The 23,850-nt window shown below is 45.4% G+C and carries 13 protein-coding genes; 3 read left to right on the forward strand and 10 right to left on the reverse strand.

Going from position 1 to position 23,850, the window contains the following annotated elements; genetic code table 11:
- Positions 1-2: 2 nt before the first annotated feature.
- Complete coding sequence (locus BLR32_RS04510) at positions 3-3,017, reverse strand: SusC/RagA family TonB-linked outer membrane protein (protein WP_089829032.1); 3,015 nt, start codon at positions 3,015-3,017, stop codon at positions 3-5.
- A gap of 381 nt (positions 3,018-3,398) precedes the next feature.
- On the opposite strand from BLR32_RS04510, the gene BLR32_RS04515 reads away from it, so the two are divergent.
- On the forward strand, positions 3,399-4,883 hold the full coding sequence (locus tag BLR32_RS04515) for a T9SS type A sorting domain-containing protein (protein WP_143011362.1): 1,485 nt from the start codon (positions 3,399-3,401) through the stop codon (positions 4,881-4,883).
- A gap of 119 nt (positions 4,884-5,002) precedes the next feature.
- On the opposite strand, the gene BLR32_RS04520 is transcribed toward BLR32_RS04515, so the two are convergent.
- The 6 genes from BLR32_RS04520 to BLR32_RS04545 all read right to left on the reverse strand — a co-directional run bounded on the left by BLR32_RS04520 (position 5,003) and on the right by BLR32_RS04545 (position 18,577).
- On the reverse strand, positions 5,003-6,448 hold the full coding sequence (locus BLR32_RS04520) for a SusD/RagB family nutrient-binding outer membrane lipoprotein (protein WP_089829034.1): 1,446 nt from the start codon (positions 6,446-6,448) through the stop codon (positions 5,003-5,005).
- Between the two features lie 21 nt (positions 6,449-6,469).
- Complete coding sequence (locus tag BLR32_RS04525) at positions 6,470-9,676, reverse strand: SusC/RagA family TonB-linked outer membrane protein (RefSeq protein WP_089829035.1); 3,207 nt, start codon at positions 9,674-9,676, stop codon at positions 6,470-6,472.
- Positions 9,677-9,988: 312 nt separating this feature from the next.
- Entirely contained in the window at positions 9,989-11,455 is a 1,467-nt protein-coding gene (locus BLR32_RS04530; protein ID WP_089829036.1) for a SusD/RagB family nutrient-binding outer membrane lipoprotein, read from the reverse strand.
- 19 nt (positions 11,456-11,474) lie between these two features.
- Positions 11,475-14,693 carry a SusC/RagA family TonB-linked outer membrane protein gene (locus BLR32_RS04535; RefSeq protein WP_089829037.1) on the reverse strand — a complete coding sequence of 1,073 codons (3,219 nt, stop codon included), beginning with the start codon at positions 14,691-14,693 and terminating at the stop codon, positions 11,475-11,477.
- A gap of 576 nt (positions 14,694-15,269) precedes the next feature.
- Positions 15,270-15,965 carry a LuxR C-terminal-related transcriptional regulator gene (locus BLR32_RS04540; protein WP_089829038.1) on the reverse strand — a complete coding sequence of 232 codons (696 nt, stop codon included), beginning with the start codon at positions 15,963-15,965 and terminating at the stop codon, positions 15,270-15,272.
- Positions 15,966-16,153: 188 nt separating this feature from the next.
- Positions 16,154-18,577 carry an efflux RND transporter permease subunit gene (locus BLR32_RS04545; protein WP_089829039.1) on the reverse strand — a complete coding sequence of 808 codons (2,424 nt, stop codon included), beginning with the start codon at positions 18,575-18,577 and terminating at the stop codon, positions 16,154-16,156.
- A gap of 115 nt (positions 18,578-18,692) precedes the next feature.
- Between BLR32_RS04545 and porZ the strand changes: the two genes are divergently transcribed.
- Together porZ and recO are read left to right on the forward strand one after the other, a co-directional pair.
- Positions 18,693-20,993 (forward strand): type IX secretion system anionic LPS delivery protein PorZ, encoded by a 2,301-nt coding sequence (porZ, locus tag BLR32_RS04550; RefSeq protein ID WP_089829040.1) that lies wholly within the window; start codon positions 18,693-18,695, stop codon positions 20,991-20,993.
- A gap of 42 nt (positions 20,994-21,035) precedes the next feature.
- The gene (recO, locus tag BLR32_RS04555; RefSeq protein ID WP_089829041.1) at positions 21,036-21,767 is read left to right on the forward strand and encodes a DNA repair protein RecO; all 732 of its coding nucleotides are present in this window, start codon (positions 21,036-21,038) and stop codon (positions 21,765-21,767) included.
- A 4-nt stretch (positions 21,768-21,771) separates the two neighbouring features.
- Here recO and BLR32_RS04560 read toward each other — a convergent pair whose 3' ends face one another.
- From BLR32_RS04560 to BLR32_RS04570, 3 genes are all read right to left on the reverse strand, one after another.
- Positions 21,772-22,560 carry a UDP-2,3-diacylglucosamine diphosphatase gene (locus tag BLR32_RS04560; protein WP_089829042.1) on the reverse strand — a complete coding sequence of 263 codons (789 nt, stop codon included), beginning with the start codon at positions 22,558-22,560 and terminating at the stop codon, positions 21,772-21,774.
- 117 nt (positions 22,561-22,677) lie between these two features.
- The gene (locus tag BLR32_RS04565) at positions 22,678-23,124 is read right to left on the reverse strand and encodes a hypothetical protein (RefSeq protein WP_089829043.1); all 447 of its coding nucleotides are present in this window, start codon (positions 23,122-23,124) and stop codon (positions 22,678-22,680) included.
- 85 nt (positions 23,125-23,209) lie between these two features.
- A complete protein-coding gene (locus tag BLR32_RS04570) occupies positions 23,210-23,845 on the reverse strand; it encodes a LutC/YkgG family protein (RefSeq protein ID WP_089829044.1) in 636 nt (211 codons plus the stop codon).
- Between the last annotated feature and the right edge of the window lie 5 nt (positions 23,846-23,850).

Raw genomic sequence — 23,850 nt, forward strand, 5'->3', positions numbered from 1 at the left:
TTTTAGAATAACAGGTTCACACCCACAGTGATAGTCTTAGGTTGAGGCAGGGAAAAGTATGATTCTCCAGCCACCTGGCCATTCGAGCCATACAGGGATACCTCAGGATCAGCCCCACGGAATTCTTTCTTCGTTACCGTCCAGAGATTCTGTCCCAGCACATATAACCTTGCACCACTCAATATATGTGTATTGCTCAGCAGATTTGATGGCAGATTATATCCCAATGTCAAGGTCTTCAATCTGAGGAAAGAACCATCAAACAGCTGCCTGGTAGATAACTGGTAAAACGGCATGGTCTTCCAGGACGCACTGGTAGCTGCCGGCGCAAATGCATTATCTCCCGGTTTCTGCCAGTAGTTCAGCATGTCTTTGCTCAGGTTAGACGTAGTCAATGTTGCATTATCCAGGGTCTGGAATTCATTCAGCATGACTTTATTACCATAAGAGAAGTAGAAATTAACACCAAGGTCAAACTGTTTATATCGTACTGTGTTATTGAATCCACCTGTTAATTTCGGCATGGCATTGCCGGCTATTATCTGGTCCTGGGCGGTAGGGGCAGTAGTGGCCTTTCCATCTTTGGTATACCATTCAGGATCTCCTGTTTGCGGATTGATACCCTTATAGTTGAGCACATAGAACGAGTTCAGTGCATACCCCTGTATTACGCGCTGACCACCCAATGAACTGAGTATATAGTTTCTGCCTGCTTCATCTCTGTTATCTGAAGACAGCTGTAATACTTTATTCTTCACAAAACCCAGGTTAAGGGTAGTTGTCCATTGAAGGTCTTTTGTACGTACGGGGATACCTGTTATCTGCAGGTCAACACCGCGGTTACGCATCTTTCCTGCATTGCGGGTGGCATACCCAAAGCCTGTGGTAGAAGGTACTGCTAAGTACAGCAGCAGGTTCTCTGATTTTTTGCTGTAGTAATCCACTGTCAGTTGTATCCTGTTGTCCAGCGCATTTACTGCCAGCCCCAGATCGAACTGTTTGGTATCTTCCCAGCTCAGGTTAGGGTTTTTGATCTGGGTAGGTCTTAATCCCGGCTGTCCTGCATAACTAGCATCAGTACCGGCAGAATAGAGTCCCAGGTAATCATAGTAGTTAATACGGTCATTACCTGTTAAGCCATAGCTGGCTGTCAGTTTCATGTAGTCAATAAAACGTACCTCCTTCATGAACTGTTCTTCTGAAAGGATCCAGCCACCGGATACCGCCCAGAAGTTACCATATTTCTTATTAGGTCCAAAGCGGGAAGAGCCGTCCCGGCGCAATGATCCTTCAAACAGGTATTTATCCTGGAAACGGTAATTACCACGGAAGATATAAGATTCCATCGCCCAACGCTTACCGGTTGCAGAACCTGTAGTCACTGCAGCAGATCCGACATTTGGCAACTGGTCATTTGTGAAGCCTGTACCTGTTACTTTGATATCATCATACCTTGATGTCTCATAGCTATAAGCGGCTAATAATGTTACCTGGTGATTATCTCCGATCTTTTTATCATAGTTCAGGCTATTAGTGCTCAACCATTTGTAATCCTGCCAGATGGTACGGCTGGCAGAGCCGGGCGTTGTAGTGGCGCCTGTTAGTTTAGCAGACCTGCGGATACGTTCTTCTGTTTCCAGGAGATCAATGCCCCAGTCAGTTTTTGCCCAGAGATCTTTTGTGAAATTGACCTTTGCATAGGCATTGCCTGTGTTGCGGCGGGTATAATATTTATTGGTGCTTAATAGAATATTGGCGAGTGTATTGGTGGTCGGATTGGCAAACTGGCCATCATCCGTATAGGCAGGAGTGAATGGCGTATTGAGGAATGCGGCCGTATATGGCGGCAGGTTGTTGTTGTTGCTGGCATTTCCTTCCTGATATATACGGTCCATGTTCGTATAAGCCGTACTGAAATTAACGCCCAGCTGCAGATACTTGCTGGCAGTATGTTCCAGGTTCAGTCTTCCGGATAACCTTTGCAGGTTGTTACCGATCACGAAGTTCTCATCGTCCATATAGTTACCGCCTACATAGAAACGGGTCTTCTCGTTACCTCCGCTGGCAGACAGTGCATAGTTGTTGGTACGACCGGTCCTGGTTACCAGAGAAGGCCAGTCAGTACTTTTTGCCGGGAAATCAACAGCAGGCTTTCCTGTTACCTTGGTGATATAGTTGTTGTAGAAACTACGGTATTCATCCCCGTTCATCACCTGCAGTTTATCTGTCGGACTTACCCAACCGGTATAGTAATCCAGTTTAAGCTGTGTTTTATGGTTCAGGGCACCTTTCTTTGTTTCTATGAGTATGACCCCGTTTGAGCCCCTTGAACCGTAGATGGCTGCAGCGGCTGCATCTTTCAGGACGGTCATGGAAGCGATATCCTCCGGATTAATTTCCAGCAGGGGATTCAGCGTTGCGCCCCCGCCATAAGAGGTGTTGTAGGCGCCATCATTCAGAGGCACCCCATCTACAACAAATAAAGGCTGACTACCGGCTGTAATGGAGGCAGTACCCCTTACCCGCAGGAGGGAGGAATTGCCCAGTAAACCGGAGGAATTGGTCATGTTTACGCCTGCTACTTGTCCCTGCAGCAGTTGCTGGGGCGAGACAGCGGGTACGTTCGTTATCTGACCAGCTTTCACAACGGATACAGCTTCAGTTGTATAGCGCTGCGCCTGTTCTCCATATCCTACCACGACTACTTCGGACAGCCGGGAAGATGCGGGGCGCAGTTTTATATCCAACCAGGTAATATTTTCCGCAACTTTTACCTGGTGGCTTTCATAGCCTACCATGGAAAATTGCAGTTCAGGCGTTCCCCCGACGCTCAGGGAAAAGGAGCCGTCAGGGTTGGTGGCTACACGATAGGTAGAGCCTTTAATGTGGACAGTAACACCGGACAGCGGTTCTCCGCTACTCTCGGCTTTGACAGTGCCTGTAAGTGTCCTCATCTGTGCAAGAGCGGGCAGCACAGCCAATAATGAAAACAGATACAGGAATACTCCTTTTTTCATCAAACAGATTTTAAATTAATGCAGGAAGCAGCATTAGTGATAGTACCAAGATTAAAATACCCACATCTGTGGTTAAATGTGGTCAATTGTCCCCGTGTCTTTATTATTTTGAAAAATAGCCAGTCGAGCTAAAAGTATCACAAGATATAAAAATTCTTAAAAAGATATAGGGATGTGTGGTTTAACATACAGTTATTCGAAAAAGATAGTTCTGGTATCAATACTCTGAGTTTATAATCAACGTATATCAGGAATGATAAAATAACCGGTCTTCTATATTTAATAGTTTAATATTTTTTATATTTGAACACTCAATATTTTTAACCCGGAAACCCAATTTCAATTTTTCCCTAACCATTTACCAAATTCAACCCACTTTTTATGCAACTCATTGTTACTATGCGATGGCTAATTGCCATATTTTTCATTTGTCTTCAATTACCATTATTAGCGCAAACTACACCTTATATAGATGGGCCATCATCTGTATGCCCTAATACCACTGTACGATTTGAGTTCAAACCCGCCGGCTGTTCGAGTGTAATATTCGGGGATGTACAAGGACCGCTACCGGTAACGGTTGTATCCAGAACCAACAGTTATATCGACGTAATATTTCCACAGGTCACCGGCAGCGCCCCGTTCCGTGTTCTGGCCAGTTATAGCTGTCAGAATGCAACACCTGCTGTCGGCAATCTCGTAAAGGAGGTAACGGTTAAAATGACAAGTGCCTCTTCTTCTTCTCTAAGCATTCCTTGTGAGTTTAGTGGCAACTATACTTTCAAGTATGGCATGGCCCCTGCTGAAGCTACGAATATCAGCTGGCGCAATACTGCCGGATGGCCACAGGTGGGACAAATAACACCACCTTATGATGGGCAGGCAGGTATTAAAATGTCGGACGTAACCTACAATATCAACAACACGAGCTCAGGTACGGTAACAATTTCGTTTGGTAATTCGGGTTGTCCAAATCTTGCGGCATCAAGTCAGACATTTAACATCACAAGGCCTACGAGCAACAGCCTTGCTGCCCCGGTTTTTACCACAAAGCCGACGCAGATGTGCCGTAATGCCACTACGACCTTTACGGTACAACCTTATGCCAATGCCATCAACTACACATGGAATTCCAGTCAACCGGGTATAAAGATCAATAACCAGACGCCTCCTGTCACCATTCCAGCCAACGGCAACGGCAACAGCGTTACAGTAACATCCGGCAGCACCGATGTAAATACGAATATTACTGTGACAGTTAATTCTGCTTGTGGTCAGACATTGGCAGCTAGTGGTTCATTAACTGTAGGTCAGATCCAATTGAGAGTTACCGGCCCAACAATGGTGGCTGCAGGCGACATTTCCGATTATATATGTAGTCCTGTTTTGACAGGTGCAACCTATGAATGGCAGCCCGGGGGTGCTATCATCAGAAGTGGTGACGGCTCTTATAAAATAAGGGCAGAATGGCCACAAGGGGTAGGAGGTGTTCCAACAACAGTGGGCGTAGTTGTATCAAATCATCCTGCTACCTGTGGTAGCTTTATTGTTGCCTACCTGGATGTATTTGTTGCAGACCCGGGCGTTTTCCTCATCTCTCCAAATCCAGCCAGCACTAATATCACTGTCAGTCTCCAAAACAGGATTGTTGCTAAAACCAACACTAAGGTGGCAGCGAAACCCGTCCAGATCAATGAGATCATGATCGTTGATAAGTTCAATAATATAAAAAAGGTCGTGAAATATCCATCAGGAACCAGCAATATATCCGTTGACGTAAGCAACTTGCCGGCAGACATGTATATACTACGTATTCGTAGTAACGATACCTGGGTCAGCAGACAAATTATTGTAAGTGAGCATTAATCCAGCTACAGATATGAGATGAAGAATAAAATTGCGGTACACCAGTTAAAAATATATAAAGGGCTCATTTTTAATGAGCCCTTTATATATTATACATCTACTTACATTCCCGTTATTATTTAGTTAGTGTCCCACCAAACTTTGTCGTAAACCCGTTTAGCGCCGGGGAATTTAGGGTTCCTGGTGATCTCTGAGCCCGGATACAGGAAACGCTGTGGCATCTGGCCTGCTGGCAGTATAGAAGCCTGGGAACGAACCAGAAAGGAGGGGTAGCCGGTACGACGCCATTCTGTCCATGCTTCGAAGTTCTGGTTTCCGCACATTGCGAAGTATTTCTGCGTAATGATTGCTTTTACCTGAGTTTCAGTACCTGTGGCAGGGAATGCAGCAACTGCGTCAATGATATAGTTTCCCGGAACAATGTTATAAGCAGCAAAGCTGGCCGTGATACCCTGTCGATACAGAGCCCTGGCATCGCCTGGCAGGTAGCCGCGGGCAACAGCTTCTGCCTGCAGGAAATAGCTTTCAGCAGCAGAGATAAATTTCACAGGGGCCAGGGCAGAGGAGTCATTCTGTCCGTAAGCGCCGACAGCGACACCTGGTGCAGAGAAACGATAGTTCCACTGTGTTTTGTAACTACCCTGAGGAATACCTGCTATACCAAAGGTATCAGGAGTAGTTCTGTAGAAAGTGAATACACGTGGATCGTTCAGGGCATTCATCTGGTCAACGGCGGTGCTGCTCGCGATCAGGTTCTGTGTTCTTCCGAGTCCAAGTACTTCAGCAAACAAGGGATTATTGTTTCCATTAGTATTTATATAGCTGATTTTCGCGTCTGATGTCAGGAATGTTGCGCCGGCAAGAGTCGCTATACCCTGAGCCACAAATGCAGAATCAATTTTTGCCAACCGCATATATGTACGAAGTTTCAGGGTATTACCGAAAGCCTTCCAGTTGGCCATATTACCGCCAAAGATCAGGTCATCATTTCCCGGCCTGACAGTATTCACCGCATCTATCCGCTTCAAACCTCTGTCGATCATAGCCAAAATACTATCATATACCATTTTCTGCGGATCATAGGTTGTAGCCAGGATATTAGAGGTACCCACCCTGATAGCATCCCTTAGGGGAACATCCCCAAATCCGTCTGTCAGTAACTGGTAGCTGTAAGCCTTCAGCAGTTCAGCGATACCTGCATATTGATCCCATCTTTTGATGTACGCCTTATCAATGATTGTCTGCAGATTCTGTAAAGCACCTATATACAGGAATTGCCAGGGTCTGTCAAAGCCGGATGGATCCAGATTTACCTGTTCGATATTCCTATACTGGGAAGAGCTGATATCCTGTGTCCAGTACTGAGCCCAGATGCCTCCGTAAACCTGGAAGTGGTTACCTAAAACCATGGCAATATTTGCCTGACTGGTTGGCAACAGGTAGCCGGGATCCAGGTCAGCAGTTTTAGTAGGATTGTCATTTATATCGAGAAATTTACCACAGCCTGTTATTATGAGTGACAGCGCAGCAAAGATGCTTGTGGCTGAATTTATTATCTTCTTCATTATAAGCCTGCATTTAAACATTCAAAAGGTTGCTCTTATATTAAAACCAATGTTCTTCAAAGAAGGTAGTGCAATGAAGTCCAAACCCTGCTCGTTACTGGTACCACCGGAGTTCACTTCCGGATCGGCATACTTGTTTCTGGCCCATAAGGCAAGGTTATTACCAAACAATCCTACTGTGAGATCTCTGAATTGGCTCCTGTTCCTGACTCCCGGGATACGATATGTCAGGCTTGCTTCCCGAAGCCTGATATAAGATGCATCAAGCACATTCTGACCATCAGGCTTGTTTGTCCAGTATTGTTCCGGAAAATAAGGAGTCGTGTTAGGTACCAGTCTGCCAGTGCCATCATTAGCCACTGAGTTAGGCCAGATTGCACCTAAACGGCTTTGACCGGCAGTAACTTCAGACACTCCTGCAAGATCTGTGACATCTTTCGCATAAGAGAAAAACCTGTTACCCTGCTTGGAATCAAACAGGATACTGAAACTCCATCCTTTATAAAGTGCATTCAAGCCCCAGGAAGCCTGGTATTCAGGGTTGAAAGAACCGAGGTAAATGGCAGTTGAAGTACTCAACGGAAGACCTGTAGACCGGTCTACAATCACATGCCCCTGATTATCCCGTAAGATGTCCTGCGCATAGAATTCACCGTAAGATTTGCCTTTGGCAGCGACAATGCTCATGCCAGGGAACCCGCCGATCACAATTTGGTTGCCAACGCCTACATCCAATACAGTGTTTTTGTTTCTGGTATAAGTGCCCAACAATTCAACAGACAGGCCCGAAGCAGTAAGAACAGGTGTTCCTCTCACGCCAATCTCAAGCCCCCTGTTCTCAATCATACCAGTGTTCAGTATTTTGGTAGCAGCACCGATAGATGGCACTAATGGGGCAGGAATAATCTGGTCCTGCGATTTGTTTTTATATACTGAAAGGTCGAGAAGTAGCCTGTCATCCATGAAATTAAGCTCCATGCCGATTTCATTGGCAATAGTGATCTCAGGTTTAAGATTTGCATTACCACTGATGCCGGACGGACTATAACCATTTACACCCTTAAATGGGAATGTAGTACTACCAAATCCGCCATTAATGCTGGTGAGCTCGTAGTAAGTATGTAACAGATACGGATCAGCATCATTACCCGCCCGGGCCCAGCTTACTCTCAACTTACCCTGGGTTAGGACATGGTTGAAATAACTGTCCCTGAACAGTTCCGAGAATACAAATGAACAGTTTACACCTGGATAAAAGAAGGAATTGTTTCCCTTAGGTAATGTAGATGACCAGTCATTTCGTCCGTTTGCATTGATATAGATTACGTTTTTATAAGCCAGGTTCAACTCACTATATATCCCAATTGAACGACGTTTTACTAATGCGTCATTAGTGGTGACGGGGCCATTGCTGTTGTCAAATCCATACCATCCAGGCACTATGAGGCCGGCAGCGTTTGTCTGCAGCGCTGTAGTATTTAATCCGCGCTGACGAACATTGTTGCCTATCATCAGGGAAGTATGAAAGTCAGGATTGAAGTTTTTCGTAACTGTAATTATTAAATCATGCGCTACTTCTGCGAAGTCATGTTGCTCCTTACTGTAATGACCACTTGCTGTTTGTATGTTCCTGGTCTGGCTGTAATTCCCGGCATCGTCTGCGGGAATGAATGAATATTTAGGCTGCTTATGGATGCGCCGGTCAGCATATATGTCAACACCAACCCTTTCCATTACAGTTAGCCCTTTTAAAGGTTTGTATTCTAACGTAAACGCACCGGTGATTCTGTCCACATTGTTCTCATTCCTGTAGTTTCGAAGAATGAAATAGGGGCTTCTGGTATAAGCACCATAGTACCCATAATAAGGCAATCCATTTGCATTAAGCAGATTACCGAAGCTATAGTAAGGGTTGTTCATGTCTCCCATTTTGTCGATAGGGATATCACGTGGTGTTTGTAGTAAGATGTTGTATACGGAACCTTTACCCTGACCACCTTGTACAATAGCGCTGTTGATTTTACTATAATTGAAATTAACAGAAGTGTAAATCTTATTATTCAGTTCAGCACTACCATTGAAACGGACACCATATTTATTGTACTTGTCGTAATCACCTGGCATAATTCCATTAGCGTTAAGGCTATTCAGCGACAGATAATAAGTGGTTTTATCACCGGCTCCCGATAATGACAGATGTGTATTCACCATTTTGCCCGGTTCAAAGAATTTTTTCACTGCATCCTTCTCAGCGCTGTAAACCTTCTTTAATCTTACACCGTTGATGGATTGTCCCCATTCTTCTTCAGCACCAGTAAATGGGCGCCCCCAGCTTAGGTTTTCTTTTGGATCGATATCAAAGCCATCACCGTTCTGATTCAGATAGCCCTGACCGTATTGGTTCTGAAAATCAGGCAATTTAGCAATATTGGAGAGCGTTAATGTTGAACTTAACATCACTTCGTTTTCCTTTCTATTATTCTTCCCACCCTTCCTTGTTGTGATCATCAATGCACCGTTAGACGCCCGCGAACCATACAATGCGGCTGCCGCGGGGCCTTTCAGCACAGTTATGGATTCGACATCCTCAGGGTCCAGGTCATTACCACGGCTTCCGAAATCGGTATAGGCCAGATTGTTGTCACTAGTGCTAATACCGGAGTTATCAATCAGCACTCCATCGACAACCATTAAGGCCTGGTTGTCACCGATAATAGAAGAACCACCCCTCAATACGATCCTGGAAGAACCTCCGGGAGCATTTGAACCGGTAGTAACATTCGCACCCGCTACTTTACCTGCAAGCGCATTCAATAGACTAATACTATGGCCACGCATCAGTTCATCATGCATTAAAATCGGAGCTGCATAGCCCAGGGATATTTTGTTGCGGCGGATGGCGTTTGCTGTTACAACCGATTCATTAAGCTTGTTAACATCGGGATGTAATACTACATTTTGCTTTGTACCGGCGCCCAATTTTATTTCCTGGTCTTTCATGCCTATGAACTTAACGACCAGGGCAGAAGCTCCTGCCGGTACCTGAATGGTATACTCTCCATTTGCGTTGGTGACAGTGCCGGCTGTAATACCTTTAACTATGACTGTAGCGCCAACTACCAGACCTCCGTCAGCGAAAGTGATCTTTCCGGTAATGGAGCGATTTTGCGCAACCACCTGTCCTACCAGTAATGTGGCAGACAGGAAAAAAATAGGACTTTTCCTCATAAGATTAAATGATAAGGTTGAAATCTAGATCTGTATGAACAAATACGTTGAAGGGCGTATTCAACTCAAATTGATATACACGGAGTGTAAGGGGTATTCACGGTCCTTTTATAAGGGTTTATTAATTCCTTGTCCCTGCTTTCATTGTTTAACGGGGTATCGATATCCAAATACGGTAATTAACTAACATTCACTCAGACAATATTGATGGTCCGAAAAAGCAGGTAGAAGGTGGGCAAAAAAACTTCGGGGGCTGACAAAAAAGTCTTTTACTCTTTTGTCAGCCCCCGAAAACTATCTATCTGTTATTGCTTAGTCTTTGGTATCCCACCAAACCTTATCGGTGATGGTTTTTGCTCCCGGGAAGTTAGGGTTCCTGGTCAGCTCAGTGTTAGGATACAGGAAGCGCACAGGGTAAGTGCCTGCTGGCAATGTACCTGTAACAGGTTTTACAAAGAAATCTTTAGGATATCCTGTGCGACGCCATTCTGTCCACGCTTCGAAGTTCTGGTTGAGCGCCATTGCAAAGTATTTCTGTATCTGGATCGCCTCTACCTGTGCTTCAACACCTGTAGCAGGGAATGCTGCAACCTGGGTAGTGATATAGGTACCTGGTGTAGCATTATAAGCGTCAAAACTAGCCTGAATACCCTGCTGATACAAAGTTGCTGCATTGCCGGTCAGCCAGCCTCTTGCAGCTGCTTCTGCCTGCAGGAAGTAGCTTTCATAGCTGGAGATGAATTTAACAGGCGCTGTTGCTGCCGCTTCATTCAGCGGATCTGCACCAAAAATAGTCGCTGGAGTAGAACCGTTAGGACCAACATCGTAGCTGGCCTGATCCATACCTCTTCTGATCAGTGTGCCTCCCACGCTCAGTGTCTGGAAGTATACATTGATTCTCGGGTCATTCCTTGACTGCATTTGTTTGAACAAGGTGTTACTTGCTCTCAGCTGACGGTATTGTCCCAGTGCAAAGAGTTCAGCATAGAGCGGGTTGTTGTTGCTACCTGTAGTGATATAATCAATTTTTGCATCTTCTGTCAGGAATTCAGCGCCAGAGGTACCCAATGCCTTTATACCAGCTTCTGCTTTTCCGGCATTCACATACGATAAGCGCAGATAAGCCCTTAATTTCAGTGTGTTTGCGAATCGGGTCCACTGGTCCATGTCTCCACCGAAGATCAGGTCTTCTGAACCTGGCAGGAATGCTGACTCAGGGTCAATCCAGCCTTTTGCTCTGTCGATCATAGCAAAAATGCTGTCATATACCTCCGCCTGAGCATCATAGTGAGGCGCATAGTTCTCGTTACTTTCGCCCTGCAGTGCATCTTTTAACGGAATATCACCGAAAGCGTCTGTCAGCAACTGCAGATCATATGCTTTCATCAGCAGGGAAATAGCAGCATATTGTCTGTACCTCTCTTCTCCTGATTTGTTGATGATCAGCTGCAGGTCCGTCATAGCATCAGCATAAAGCGTTGACCATGGTCTGTCAAAGCTGGAACCCTGTATGAGGTACTGCTCGATAGATTTATACTGGGAGTTACCGAAGTTCTGTGTCCAGTACTGGTTCCAGATACCACCGTAAATCTGGAACTGGCAACCAACTACCATTGCGATCGCTGCCTGTGAAGACGGTAATATGAGCGCAGGTTCAGCGCTTTCTGCCAGGTTCGGATTATCATTTATATCCAGGAAGTTAGAACAACCTGTTATTGTGAGAGACAGTGCAGTGAGAAAACCTGCAGCTGACCTGATTAGAATATTCTTTTTTGTCATTTTCTTAGCTCTTTAATCGTTAAAATGTCACTCTTACATTGAAACCATAGTTCCTCAGAGATGGCTGAGCTGTGAAGTCAAAACCCTGTTCATTGGTAGCACCGCCAGAGTTAACTTCCGGATCAGCAAACTTGTTCTGTTTTGCAGTCCACAGTCCCAGGTTGTTACCGAACAGACCTACGGTGATGTCACCGAACGGACTTCTGCTCAGCAGATTCTTAGGCAGTCTGTAAGAGAGACTTGCTTCACGTAATCTGATATAAGATGCATCAATAACATGTTGTCCGGAAGGAATAACAGAAGAGAAGTAAGCTTGCTTAGAATAGTTTACTTCAGTGTTAGGCACCAGTTTACCAGTTCCATCATCTACTACAGAGTTAGGGAATGGAGCGTCTTCACGTCCGCCCTCAGCTGTTTCCCATGCAGCACCTGTGAAGTCCAGGATGTCTTTTGTACGGGAGTAAAACTGATTACCTTGTTTAGTATCAAACAGAATGCTGAAGGTGAAGCCTTTATAAGAGGCGTTAGCGCCCCAGGAAGCCTGGTATTTAGGATTGTAAGAACCCAGGTAAACGGCAGAAGGCGTCAGCAGCGGCATACCTGTTGAAGCGCTTACAATTACATGGCCCTGTGCATCGTGTTGAATATCCTGTGCATAGAAAGTACCATAAGGTTTGCCCTTTGCAGCAACGATACTCATACCACCAACACCACCAATTACTACCTGGTCTACACCATTTGCGATGTCAACTACAGTGTTCTTGTTGCGGGTATAGGTTCCGAACAGTTCCAGGCTGAAACCTGATGCAGTACGGATAGGAGTACCTCTCACGCCCAATTCCACACCTTTGTTTTCTACCTCACCGGTGTTCAGCACTTTGGCAGTGAAACCAGAAGATGTAGCGATCGGCACATTCAGGATCTGGTCTTTAGATTTGTTTTTATAATAAGAGAAATCTATAGAGAGCCTGTTATCCAGGAAGTTCAATTCAGTACCTACTTCAAACGCAGTTGTGATCTCAGGTTTCAGGGCATTGTTACCGATCAGGTTACCGTAAGTGAAGCCTGGAATAGAATTGAATGGGAAGGTGATGCTACCGAAACCACTGGTAAAGTCAGCTTTACCGTAGTAGGTACGCAACAGGTATGGATTAGCGTCGTTACCTACCTGCGCCCAGCTTGCACGGATCTTACCGTAGTTCAGGATGTGCGCCAGACCAGTTTCTTTGGTCAGTTCAGTGAATACGAATGAACCGTTTACACTTGGATAGAAGAAGGACCTGTTTGATTTAGGCAATGTAGAAGACCAGTCATTTCTGGCAGTAGCGCCTAAATAGATCATGTTCTTGTAAGACAGGTTCAGATCTGCATACAAAGCAACCAGACGACGGGTTGTACGCTCGTTGAAAGTGTATACAGGACCGTTACTGTTGTCCAGGTTGTACCATCCTGGAATAACCAGACCATTTAACTGGTTAGTCTGCGTTTCCAAGGTATTGAATGTACGCTGACGGATGTTGTTACCCACCATCAGGGACGTTTTGAAATCAGGACCGAAATCTTTCTTTGCAGTGATCATCAGGTCGTGAGTGATCTCGCTCAGGTTGTACTGATCTTCACCGTATTTACCGGTCTGGATCAGACGGTTATCTTCCGGATCGTACCATTCTCCCGCATCATCAGCAGGCAGGTAATCAAATTTAGGATACTTATACTGGCGACGGTCTGAATAAACGTCAGCGCCTAATCTTTCCAATACATCCAACCATTCTGTAGGTTTATAACCTATTGAGAAGTTACCACTCACCCTATCCACATCGTTCAGGTTTTGGTAGTTCTTCAGAATATAGTATGGGCTGATAGTATATACACCATAGAAACCGTAGGTTGGGTTACCAGCAGCATCGTGGGTTACACCATATCCATAGTAAGGATTATTCAGATCACCCATTTTGTCCAGAGGAATGTCGCGGGGAGTCTGTAACACGTTATCAAACACAGATGCATTACCCTGACCACCCTGGATCATGCGGCTGAAGATCTTGTTATAGTTAACGTTAACGGCAGTAGTGAATTTGTTGCTCAGCTGTGCGGTACCATTGAAACGAATACCATACTTATTGTATCTGTCATAATTGTCAGGCATTACTCCATCAGAGTTCAGACTGTTTACAGACAGGTAATAAGTGGTCTTTTCCCCGGCGCCTGATAAGGACAGGTTGTTATTCACTGTCTTCCCTGTTTCGAAGAAATTCTTCACGTTATCAGGCTGTGCTGAATAAGGTTTCATCTGTCTTACACCATTGATGGACTGTCCCCATGCCTGGTTAACGCCAGTGAATTTAGGACCCCATGTCCAGTTCTCACGTGGATCATTAGTTTCACCATCGTAACCCTGACCGTAATCGTTCTGGAATTCAGGCAGTTTTACTACGTTAGAGAAAGTAACTGCTGTATTGAAAGCAACTTCATTCTTTTTGTTGGATGCTTTCTTACCGCTCTTGGTGGTGATGATCAATGCACCGTTGGAAGCACGGGAACCATACAACGCAGCTGCTGCAGGTCCTTTCAGCACGGTAACAGACTCGATGTCTTCAGGGTTGATATCGTTACCACGGTTACCAAAGTCAACGGTGCTACGGCTGTCGCCACCACCGATGATGCTGGAGTTATCGATGGGTACACCATCTACAACCATCAGCGCCTGGTTATTACCGGTGATGGAAGAACCACCCCTTAATACGATCCTGGAAGAACTTCCCGGAGCATTGGAACCAGAAGAGATGTTCACACCGGCTACTTTACCTGCAAGTGCATTCAGTGGGCTTGTGCTCTGACCTCTGGTCAGTTCATCATTTTTCAAAGTTGGAGCTGCGTAACCCAGAGATGCTTTATCGCGGCGGATAGCGTTAGCTGTTACAACAGTCTCAGTAAGTTTGGTAACATCGGGATATAATACCACATTGTGTTTTGCGCCAGTGCCCAGTTTTATTTCCTGGTCTTTCATACCCACGAACTTAACGATCAGGGCTGTAGCGTTTTCTGGTACCTGAATGGTATACTCACCATTCATGTTGGTTACAGTACCGGTTGTGGTACCTTTAACAATGACTGTAGCGCCTATCACCGGACTACCATCATCAGCGGAAGTAATCTTCCCTGTAATGGGACGGTTTTGCGCAACCACCTGCCCTACCACTAATACAGTGGACAGGAGGAAAATTAGACTTTTCCTCATAAGCTTTGTTGTTTCTGGTTGTTTAGTTAAATATTCAAATGAAATAGAATATAGTTCTCAGGAAACCGACCACTGGATCTGAGCGCTTGTCCTACGTTGATAAAATACTAATTGAAAAAATACATTTTGGTTCCCCTAAACGCAATTAACAATACTTGTCCTAAATTCCTTAAATGAGTATACAGAGGGTGAGAAGCCGTTCCACGGCCATTTCTCATAAGCAATTAACCCTGTCTTTGTTGTTTAACTTAATTTTAACGTTCAAATATAAGTTTATTAACAATAATTCTGAACAAAAGTAGTTAACAAATTAGATGTTATAACATCCCTTTAACAGTTCTTTAACATAACTGGAATTTTTTTATTTGTAATAACTGAAATCTGTGATATATAAAAGAGTTTAACTAAAGAATTTCACAATATACTTAAATAAGTAAATACAATAAAATTTAAAGGCAGGCGGTAGGATTACCACCTGCGCGCTCATCAACCAAAATCTAAATCCGGGTTTTGTTCCAGATCTAAATAAAAGTGCGCTGCATCACTGCAGCAATATTGTAAGTGATAAACCTGTCATCAGGAAAGACTGAGCGGCTGGGTCTTTAACAACTCCAGCAACGTTTCATAGATGTCTTCATTCCTGTTGTTATACCGGAATTCACATTCCTTCAAATGCAGGTATACCGTACTACGGTTCAATCCCTTAAACTTTGCAAGCCTGTGCTTGGTAAGTCCCCAGAATGCATCTACATCGTCTGCAATACTGACGGCTCCTTCATTTTCGAGATTGTATAAACGGTACTGTCCGAGGTCAACTACATTGCTGAAACGGCGGATCTTCTCCGCAGCGCTCTGCATCTCCAGTATGGAACGGCTGCTTCTCACCACAGAATGGATCATAGACCTGCTTACGTCCGGCAATATCTCGGTATGCAACCTGTCTGAACAACGGTAGATACCAAATACAACCGGCTTCACATTACGGCCTACTTCTGTTTTAACGGAAACATCTCCTTCCTCGGCTGAGGATGCATGGTGTTGTACACTACGTACCGGCGCGGCAGGGCGGTAATGGCTCTCTGCCGGCAATAAGGACTCACAATGACGGGCGATCTGTTGGCGAATCTTTTTGAGATAACTGTTTACGGTAACCCGGCTTACTCCACTAATGTTGGCAATCTGCGTGGCTGTAAGATCTTCGGCGAATAGCCGTAGTATCTCCTTAAATTTACGCTCAGAAAGGTGAGCGCCCTTTAAGTATTTGTTTTTCATGAACTAAAAGAGGTTAGAATGGCATTATAAACCTCATACTTTTTAATGGGTATGTGGCATCCTTTTATACAAACGGCTAATATGGGGGGATGAATGTAGTCCACTAGATTATTTGGGCTTAACAAAAAACGCTCAATGCTGATAATCATGCATTGAGCGTTTTAATTATATGTGTATGATCTACTTATCTAGTCTTCATATTTCTCGCGCTCTTTTAATCCGAGCTCAGATATATCTATATCATTCTCCTCGTCTAACGTATTCCATAATTGTTTCTTCTGCGCTTTCTTCAGTAAGGCCTTTTCCATCCACAACAATAGCGCTGGTAAAATGGTCAGGTTCGTGACCATAGCCATTAACAATGTAAGAGACGTCAACCAGCCCAGCGCCTTGGTACCGCCGAATTCAGAGAAGCTAAAGATCATAAATCCGGCCAGCAGGATCAGAGAGGTATAAATGATACTTAATCCGGTTTCATGAATGGTCTGTTTTACCGTAGCCGAAATGTCCAGATTATGATGAGGTAACTCCTGCTTGAAGTTCACAAGGAAACGGATTGTCACATCTATTGCTATCCCCAGCGCCACACTGAATACCAGTACGGTAGATGGTTTTAATGGTATATTCAGCCAGCCCATCACACCGGCTGTTACCGCCAGCGGAATGATATTCGGGATCAGGGAGATCAGCAACATCCTCCAGGAACGGAAAAGGTACAGCATACAGAAAATGATCAGCACAAATGCCAGCAGGATACTTTCTGTCAGCCCGTTGATAATGAAACGGCTACCCTCCAGGAAAATAACACTGGTACCAGTGAAGGTCACTTTATACTTCGTACTGTCGAAGATCTGGTTCACCTGTGGCGTCAATGAATCCAGCAATACTGGCAATCTCGCAGAACCGACATCTGCCATATTCACGCTCACACGCGCTACCTGCCGGGTGCTGTCCATGAAGGAAGAAACCAGCTTGGTAAAAGCAGTAGCATTGCCACTGGCATTGGTTCCTCCCTTCATACGCAGGTAAGGCGCCAGGAAACCAATATCAAACGAGTTCGGTACAGAGTAGTTGGAACTATCGCCGTTATAATAAGCCTGTTTCGCAAACTTAATGCCTTCTGCTACAGACAAAGGCCTTGCGAAATCCGGCTGCGCTGCTATCAGTTTTGACAACTGATCCAGTTTCTCTAATGTCTGCAGACTTACTACACCATTCTTCTTCTTTGTATCCACCGCAATTTCCAATGGCATCACTCCTTTGAAGTTATGTTCAAAGAATTTGAGATCTGTATACAGCCTGTCGCTCTGAGGAATATCATCCAGCATGTGCGCTTCAGAATGCAGTTTCAGCATACCAATCACTGCCGCCAATACCATTACCACAGTCAAACCGTATACCCAGGGACGATACTTAAATACCAGGGCTGTCAATCCATCCAGCAGGGAACGGAAGAACCTGTTATTCATGTAATTGGTATGTTTCATCTTGGGTTTAGGCAGATAGCTCAACACGGAAGGCAGGAAAATAAATGAGATCAGGAAGATCAGCATGATATTTAATCCTGCTACCACGCCAAACTCCTTCAGGAGGGCGCTCTTGGTGAAACAGAACACTCCAAAACCGATCGCTGCGGTCAGGTTGGTAAAGAGAGTTACAATACCCATACGCTGGATCATATGTACCAGCGCCCGGGTTCTGTTACCGTCCTTCGCGAATTCAGTATGATATTTATTGAGGAAATATACACAGTTCGGAATACCGATCACCACAATTAATGGTGGGATCAAACCCGTCAGCAGGGTAATCTTATAATTCAGCAATACGATCGTACCTACAGACCATATTACCCCGATTGCCACTACGATCATAGACATCAGCACCGCTCCGAATGATCTGAAGAATAGCAAGAGTATGAGCGCTGTCAGCACGAATGATAATTTCAGGAACAGTCCCAGCTCCTTCGCCACCTTCTGCGCTACGATGGTACGGATCAGCGGTAATCCGCTCATACGCACTTCTGTATGATGCTTTTCACCGAAAGCAGTTCCGAGCTTCATTACATTGTTCACAACCTCAATACGGCGGGCAGTCCCCATTACTCCCTTATTGATGTTGATCATCATCATGTAAGCATGTGTATCAGGATTGTACAGCAGGCCTTTATAAAAAGGAAGATTATTTAAAGCCCCGGCAAGACTATCGAGCACCGCCTGCTGCTGCAGATCGCCACTGAATAAGGGTTCTGGGGTCAGCTTGTGGGTGCTGTCATTTTTAACAAGATTGATGGCAAATGGCACACTCAATACATTCTCCACAAACTCCACCTTCTTCATGTCCTCATTCAACTGCACATAATCGCGAAAGAAGTCCTTCTGAAAGAAGCTATCTGTCTGTACTCCGATCACAATCATATTACCATCTTCGCCAAATTGCCCTTTGAAGCGGAGATAGTCCTGGTATTTCAGGTTGTCAAGCGGTATAGATTTGTTAGGCTCATAGGACAATTCCACCTTGCTGGCAAAATAAGTCATCACTGCAGTGCTCAACAATAATATAACCAGGAGTGGTAGACGGAATTTCAATACGAATCCAGCTAAGCGTTGCCACATACGCGTCTTTGTAATTTAGTAGGGCGTAAAGGTAATCAAAGTTGTCTAAAAAAAGGGAGGTCAGGTATATGCGGGCAAGTGTCATAAAGTAACAACATATAACTATTTTTGATGCATGTACCGCTTCCTGACATCCCTTTATGTCCTTTTTAGCCTATCCTGCCTGACTTTCCATCAGGCGAACGCCCAGACTCCCGTGGGCCAGTGGAGTGATCATCTTCCCTGGCGTCCCGCTGTTGCAGTTACCATGAAAGAAGATAAAATATACTGTGCCACAGCCCAGGGTTTATTCTCTGTCACCACCGGTGCAGATGAAGAGATCAGCAGGTACAGCAAGATCAATGGTCTTCACGATATCGGGATCAGTGCTATAGCTGCAAACGATGATGAAATACTGATTGCTTATCGCAATAGTAACATCGATCTGCTGAGCGGCAACAACAGCTTCAATATCCCTGACCTGATGCGCAAGCAGGTAGCCGCAGACAAATCTGTTTTTCACATCTTCTACTATAACAATTACGCTTATCTCTGTACAGGCCTCGGGATTGTTGTTGTAAATACAGCGGTTCCTGAGATCGCAGCTACCTATGTAGTAGGCAGCACAGGTGATTATACACCGGTATATTCGCTTGCAGTCCTTAATGGTTCCCTGTACGCCGCCACTGCCGCAGGTGTCAGAACTGCGGCACTCAACAGCAACAACCTATCTGATTACCGACACTGGTCTTCTCTCAATCAAGGCCTGCAACACGACACCATACAGGAAATTATCTCTTTCAACAATCAGCTGATCTGCCGCCAGGGCAATCAGTTATTCCGGTTCGCCAACAATACCTGGACATCCTGGTATACAGATGGCTGGACGATTCATAACATGGATGTACATGGCAGTCAGTTGTTCCTCAGCGAGCAGCAACCCGGAAGCACTGCCCGTATCATCGTCCTCGATGCCAACGCCAATCCCATAAAAACATTACAGCATCCGCTGATAAATGCGCCCTTACAGACAGCTAATACCAACAATGAAACATGGATAGCTGATTCGCTGCAGGGGCTTATCCGCTACAGAACTGACGACAACAGCTTTACAGCTATTCATCCGGATGCACCAGCCAGTATCATTACCGGCGGTATGCTGTTCATTAACAATACACTCTGGGCTAGCGCTGGTGGCGTAAGCAGCGACTGGAAGGCTACAGGTAACAATAACGGCTATTATACCTTTTCAGAAGGCAGCTGGAACCAGTTCGCTCCCAGCACACAGCCTGCGCTGAGCACTGTCTCAGATCTGATCACCCTTTCTCCTGATCCCGGTGGTCAGGGATGTTATCTGGGCTCTTTTGGCGGAGGACTGGTATATGCGGCTTCCAATGGCGGCTATACCATCTTCAAACAAGGGGTTCTGCCACCTGCTGCCAACAATCCTGCTGCTTATAACGTCAGCGGATTAACCACAGACGCTGCAGGCAATCTATGGCTGTCTGCCTATGGTGCCTCGAATAACTTGCTGGTGAAAAAGCCTGACAATACCTGGCTATCCTTCCGCAGTCCTTATGTAATGACTGGTAATGCCATCAGTCAGTTGCTGACGGATGACTATGGCCTTGTGTATATAGTCTCTCCACAAAGCAATGGCCTGTTTGTATTGAATCACAACAACACCCTGGACAATAAGAACGACGATCAATGGCGGCAGTACCGCCTGGGAAGCAACCAGGGTAACCTGCCCTCCAATGATGTCTATTGCCTGGCAAAAGACAAAAATGGGAGTATCTGGGTCGGTACAGCCAGAGGTATCGCTGTTATCAACTGCCCCGGACAGGCAGCGTCTGATGGTTGCAACGCTATCCTTCCAATCATCCAGCAGGACAATTTCGCCGGCTACCTGTTTCAGGATGAGCAGGTGACCACCATCGCCGTAGATGGCGCCAACCGCAAATGGGTAGGCACGCTTAATGGCGCCTGGCTGGTAAGCGAGGATGGAGATCAGATCCTGCAGCAGTTCAACACCAACAACAGCCCACTTCCTGACAATCATATCTACACGATAGTCATAGATCCTCAGACCGGAGAAATATACTTTGCTACGGGAAAAGGCCTGATGTCATGGCATGGTACCGCTACCGAACCAGTTGCTACTATGACGCGGGATTCCGTATTGGTATTCCCTAACCCTGTGCCACACGACTACAGTGGTACTATCGCCATCCGTGGGCTGGTACAGAATACAAGAGTGAAGATCACCGACATTAGCGGGAAAATGGTGTTCCAGACAAGGGCTTCCGGTGGACAAGCAACCTGGAATGGATTAGATTATACCGGGCATCGGCCACAGTCTGGCGTATACCTGGTATTTGCGGCGAGCGAAACAGGAGGGGAGCACCTGGTCACAAAGATTGTATTCATCAATTAACGGCCGCTAATCGTACATTTGAATCCAGCTTCGCTGTCAGGTATGTTACACAAAACTCGCGGGATAGTATTAAGAACGGTCAAATATGGCGATACCAGCGCCATTGTCAATATATTCACGGAACTCTTCGGTGTGCAGTCTTATATGGTGAATGGAGTACGTTCTTCCAAACCTAAAGCGAAGGGTAATCTCTTCCAGCCTGGCAACATCCTGGAGCTGGTAGTGTATCATCACGAGCAAAAAAGCATTCAGCGTATCTCCGAGTTTAAACTGGGTTATATCTATACCTCCCTTCACTTCAACATCGTTAAGAATACGGTTGCCCTGTATATGATAGAGCTTTTGCAGAAAAGCCTGCGGGAACCGGAACAACAGCTGGAACTGTATTATTTTTCAGAACAGGCATTACAGGCACTAGATGTAGCACCATTGTCCATTGCAGCGAATATTCCTTTGTACTTCACGCTTAAACTTGCAGAACATCTGGGTTTCCGCTTAAACGGCCGGTATTCAGAGTACGCGCATTACCTTGACCTGCAGGAAGGTTCATTCACAGATCTGCCACCGCATCACAGCAACTACCTGGATGCTGCCAATAGTGAAATAACAGACCGTCTTTTTCAATGTACCAATTGGGAAAGTCTTGGGGAGATCAATATGAATAAGGACAAACGCAGGAAACTCCTGTATGCCTACCTGGACTTTTTCAAGCTGCATTTACCCGACTTCCAGGAATTAAACTCTCCTCCCATTCTGCATGAGATCCTGGAATAGAGCGTTATTTATCGTATAACAGGGATGTTGTTTTACCATCAAATACGGCATAACTGCAGTAGTACAACCAGTCGCCCAGGTTGATATAACGGCTGTCAGGCCCTACCTGCAGATCCAATGGCAGGTGACGATGCCCAAAAATGAAGTAGTCAAAATGGGATTGCTGCAAAATCTCTTTACTATAAATGGCCAGCCATTCGTTCTCTTCTCCGAGAAATTTCTCCAGCTCCATACCCGTAGCAGCGCGGCTTTTACGGCTGAAATAATTCGCCAGACCAATACCCCAGGAAGGATGGATCAATGAGAATAAAGCACGGCATATGGGGTTGCGGAACACTTTCTTCAACATCTTATAACCATGGTCGCCTGGCCCGAGACCATCACCATGACCAATGTAGAAGCGCTTGCCGCCTATATTGTAAGTTTTGGGTTCATAGTGAACGGGAATATCCAACTCGTCTTTAAAATAGCCATCCATCCACATATCATGGTTCCCTATAAAAACAGACATACCGATACCCCGGTCTCTCAGTTCTGCCAGTTTTCCCAACAGGCGGGTATATCCTTTAGGGATCACTTCCCTGTATTCAAACCAGAAATCAAAAATATCACCTACCAGGAAGATATGTTCCGCATCCTTAGCAGCAGCATCCAGCCATCTCACAATATGTCTTTCCCTCTCCCTGCTCGTAGCAGGATCAGGTACACCCAGGTGAAAATCTGATGCGAAATAAACACGTTTGCCCTCCGGAAGAGGAATGGAATAGTCCACAGCGGACAGTCCATGCTCCATAGATGATATATTTTCCTACCTGCATCACCCTCAGGTGACGACAGATGATTAAACGATTCGTTGCCACTGCGAAGTAATAAATAACTCTTCAACAAAACAACTAAACGGGAAAGCTACTCAGGGTTGCTTTATCCCTGATTCAAGGTAAGCAGCCTCAATATCTGTCAGATCGGCTTTGACAGGATCACTATAGCCATTGTAGATGAAGATCTCCCAGGTATATTTGGGATGAGCGAGATTGACATACAAGATCTCTCCATTCGCTCTTATAAATTGTAACTGAGTGGCGCTGGTGCTGATAACCTTCAAACCTTTACCCGCCAGGTAAACACTATCTTCCGCAAGGATACTGTTATTAGCTGTTTGTAAAGAAGGAAAACCCTTTTCGCCGATATCAGCTTTTATATATCGCAGTTTATTTCCTGCAGGCCTGAACAATACTGCAGTTGGTCCTTTTATGGTCAATGTATTAGTAGTATCAATGGCATTACGAGACTGCTCGGAAGCTTGTCCACATGACGCCAGTAAAACAGCGGTAAAAAGAAAGAGAAATAACCTGGTCATAGCGAGCCGGTATAAGATAATCATTTAAAAGAACAGCGCATGATGAGGATCACGCGCTGCTCGAATATGTTTAACAATTGATAATTCATTCATCTACCAGGAACACGTATACCTCGCGGGGTCCATGTATTCCTACTACCAGTGTTTTTTCGATATCTGCGGTACGACTGGGACCGGATGCAAAGTGGATCGATGATGGCAGCTCTCCCTGGTACTTATCTCTGAGGCGGGCTATCGCATCTTTCAGATCGAACACCAGCTGATGTGTATAGGCTATCACAATATGTACCGGCGTATATACCGGTAATGCCCTGCCGGAAGGTTGTGCTGCGCTCAGCACCATAGTGCCTGTACGCGCTACCAGCAGTTCGCAATCTGTGATGGCTGCCGCTGCTGTATGCATATCGCCCTTGTTGATAAAGGGGAATTGCGACAACTGGAACGCCTTCATTAAGGATGGCGTCTGGCAGTGTACATCTTCCCATTCCCGGGAAGCAACCAGTGCCAGCAGATTCTCCATTAGTTCCTCTTTGCTGGTGCAGAAAATGAATTTACCCTGTAAACGGGCGAATTCCTCTGCAAACTTCATCTCCAGGCCGTCATGCTCTTTTACAAAAACGGAACTGTTGCCCTCCGAATTGGGGAAGGGCAACTGCACCGATTGGCTCAATGCATTTCTTACTCTTTTGAGAATATTTTCCTTGGCAGGAGATATTTTCATATCAG

Origin of the sequence: Chitinophaga filiformis, from assembly GCF_900102545.1 — a bacterium.
GTDB lineage: Bacteria > Bacteroidota > Bacteroidia > Chitinophagales > Chitinophagaceae > Chitinophaga > Chitinophaga filiformis.

Bases quoted from the DNA above. Each gene is read 5' to 3' on its own strand.
- BLR32_RS04510 (WP_089829032.1), bottom strand. From the start codon at position 3,017: ATGAAAAAAGGAGTATTCCTGTATCTGTTTTCATTATTGGCTGTGCTG.
- BLR32_RS04515 (WP_143011362.1), top strand. From the start codon at position 3,399: ATGCAACTCATTGTTACTATGCGATGGCTAATTGCCATATTTTTCATT.
- BLR32_RS04520 (WP_089829034.1), bottom strand. From the start codon at position 6,448: ATGAAGAAGATAATAAATTCAGCCACAAGCATCTTTGCTGCGCTGTCA.
- BLR32_RS04525 (WP_089829035.1), bottom strand. From the start codon at position 9,676: ATGAGGAAAAGTCCTATTTTTTTCCTGTCTGCCACATTACTGGTAGGA.
- BLR32_RS04530 (WP_089829036.1), bottom strand. From the start codon at position 11,455: ATGACAAAAAAGAATATTCTAATCAGGTCAGCTGCAGGTTTTCTCACT.
- BLR32_RS04535 (WP_089829037.1), bottom strand. From the start codon at position 14,693: ATGAGGAAAAGTCTAATTTTCCTCCTGTCCACTGTATTAGTGGTAGGG.
- BLR32_RS04540 (WP_089829038.1), bottom strand. From the start codon at position 15,965: ATGAAAAACAAATACTTAAAGGGCGCTCACCTTTCTGAGCGTAAATTT.
- BLR32_RS04545 (WP_089829039.1), bottom strand. From the start codon at position 18,577: ATGTGGCAACGCTTAGCTGGATTCGTATTGAAATTCCGTCTACCACTC.
- porZ (WP_089829040.1), top strand. From the start codon at position 18,693: ATGTACCGCTTCCTGACATCCCTTTATGTCCTTTTTAGCCTATCCTGC.
- recO (WP_089829041.1), top strand. From the start codon at position 21,036: ATGTTACACAAAACTCGCGGGATAGTATTAAGAACGGTCAAATATGGC.
- BLR32_RS04560 (WP_089829042.1), bottom strand. From the start codon at position 22,560: ATGGAGCATGGACTGTCCGCTGTGGACTATTCCATTCCTCTTCCGGAG.
- BLR32_RS04565 (WP_089829043.1), bottom strand. From the start codon at position 23,124: ATGACCAGGTTATTTCTCTTTCTTTTTACCGCTGTTTTACTGGCGTCA.
- BLR32_RS04570 (WP_089829044.1), bottom strand. From the start codon at position 23,845: ATGAAAATATCTCCTGCCAAGGAAAATATTCTCAAAAGAGTAAGAAAT.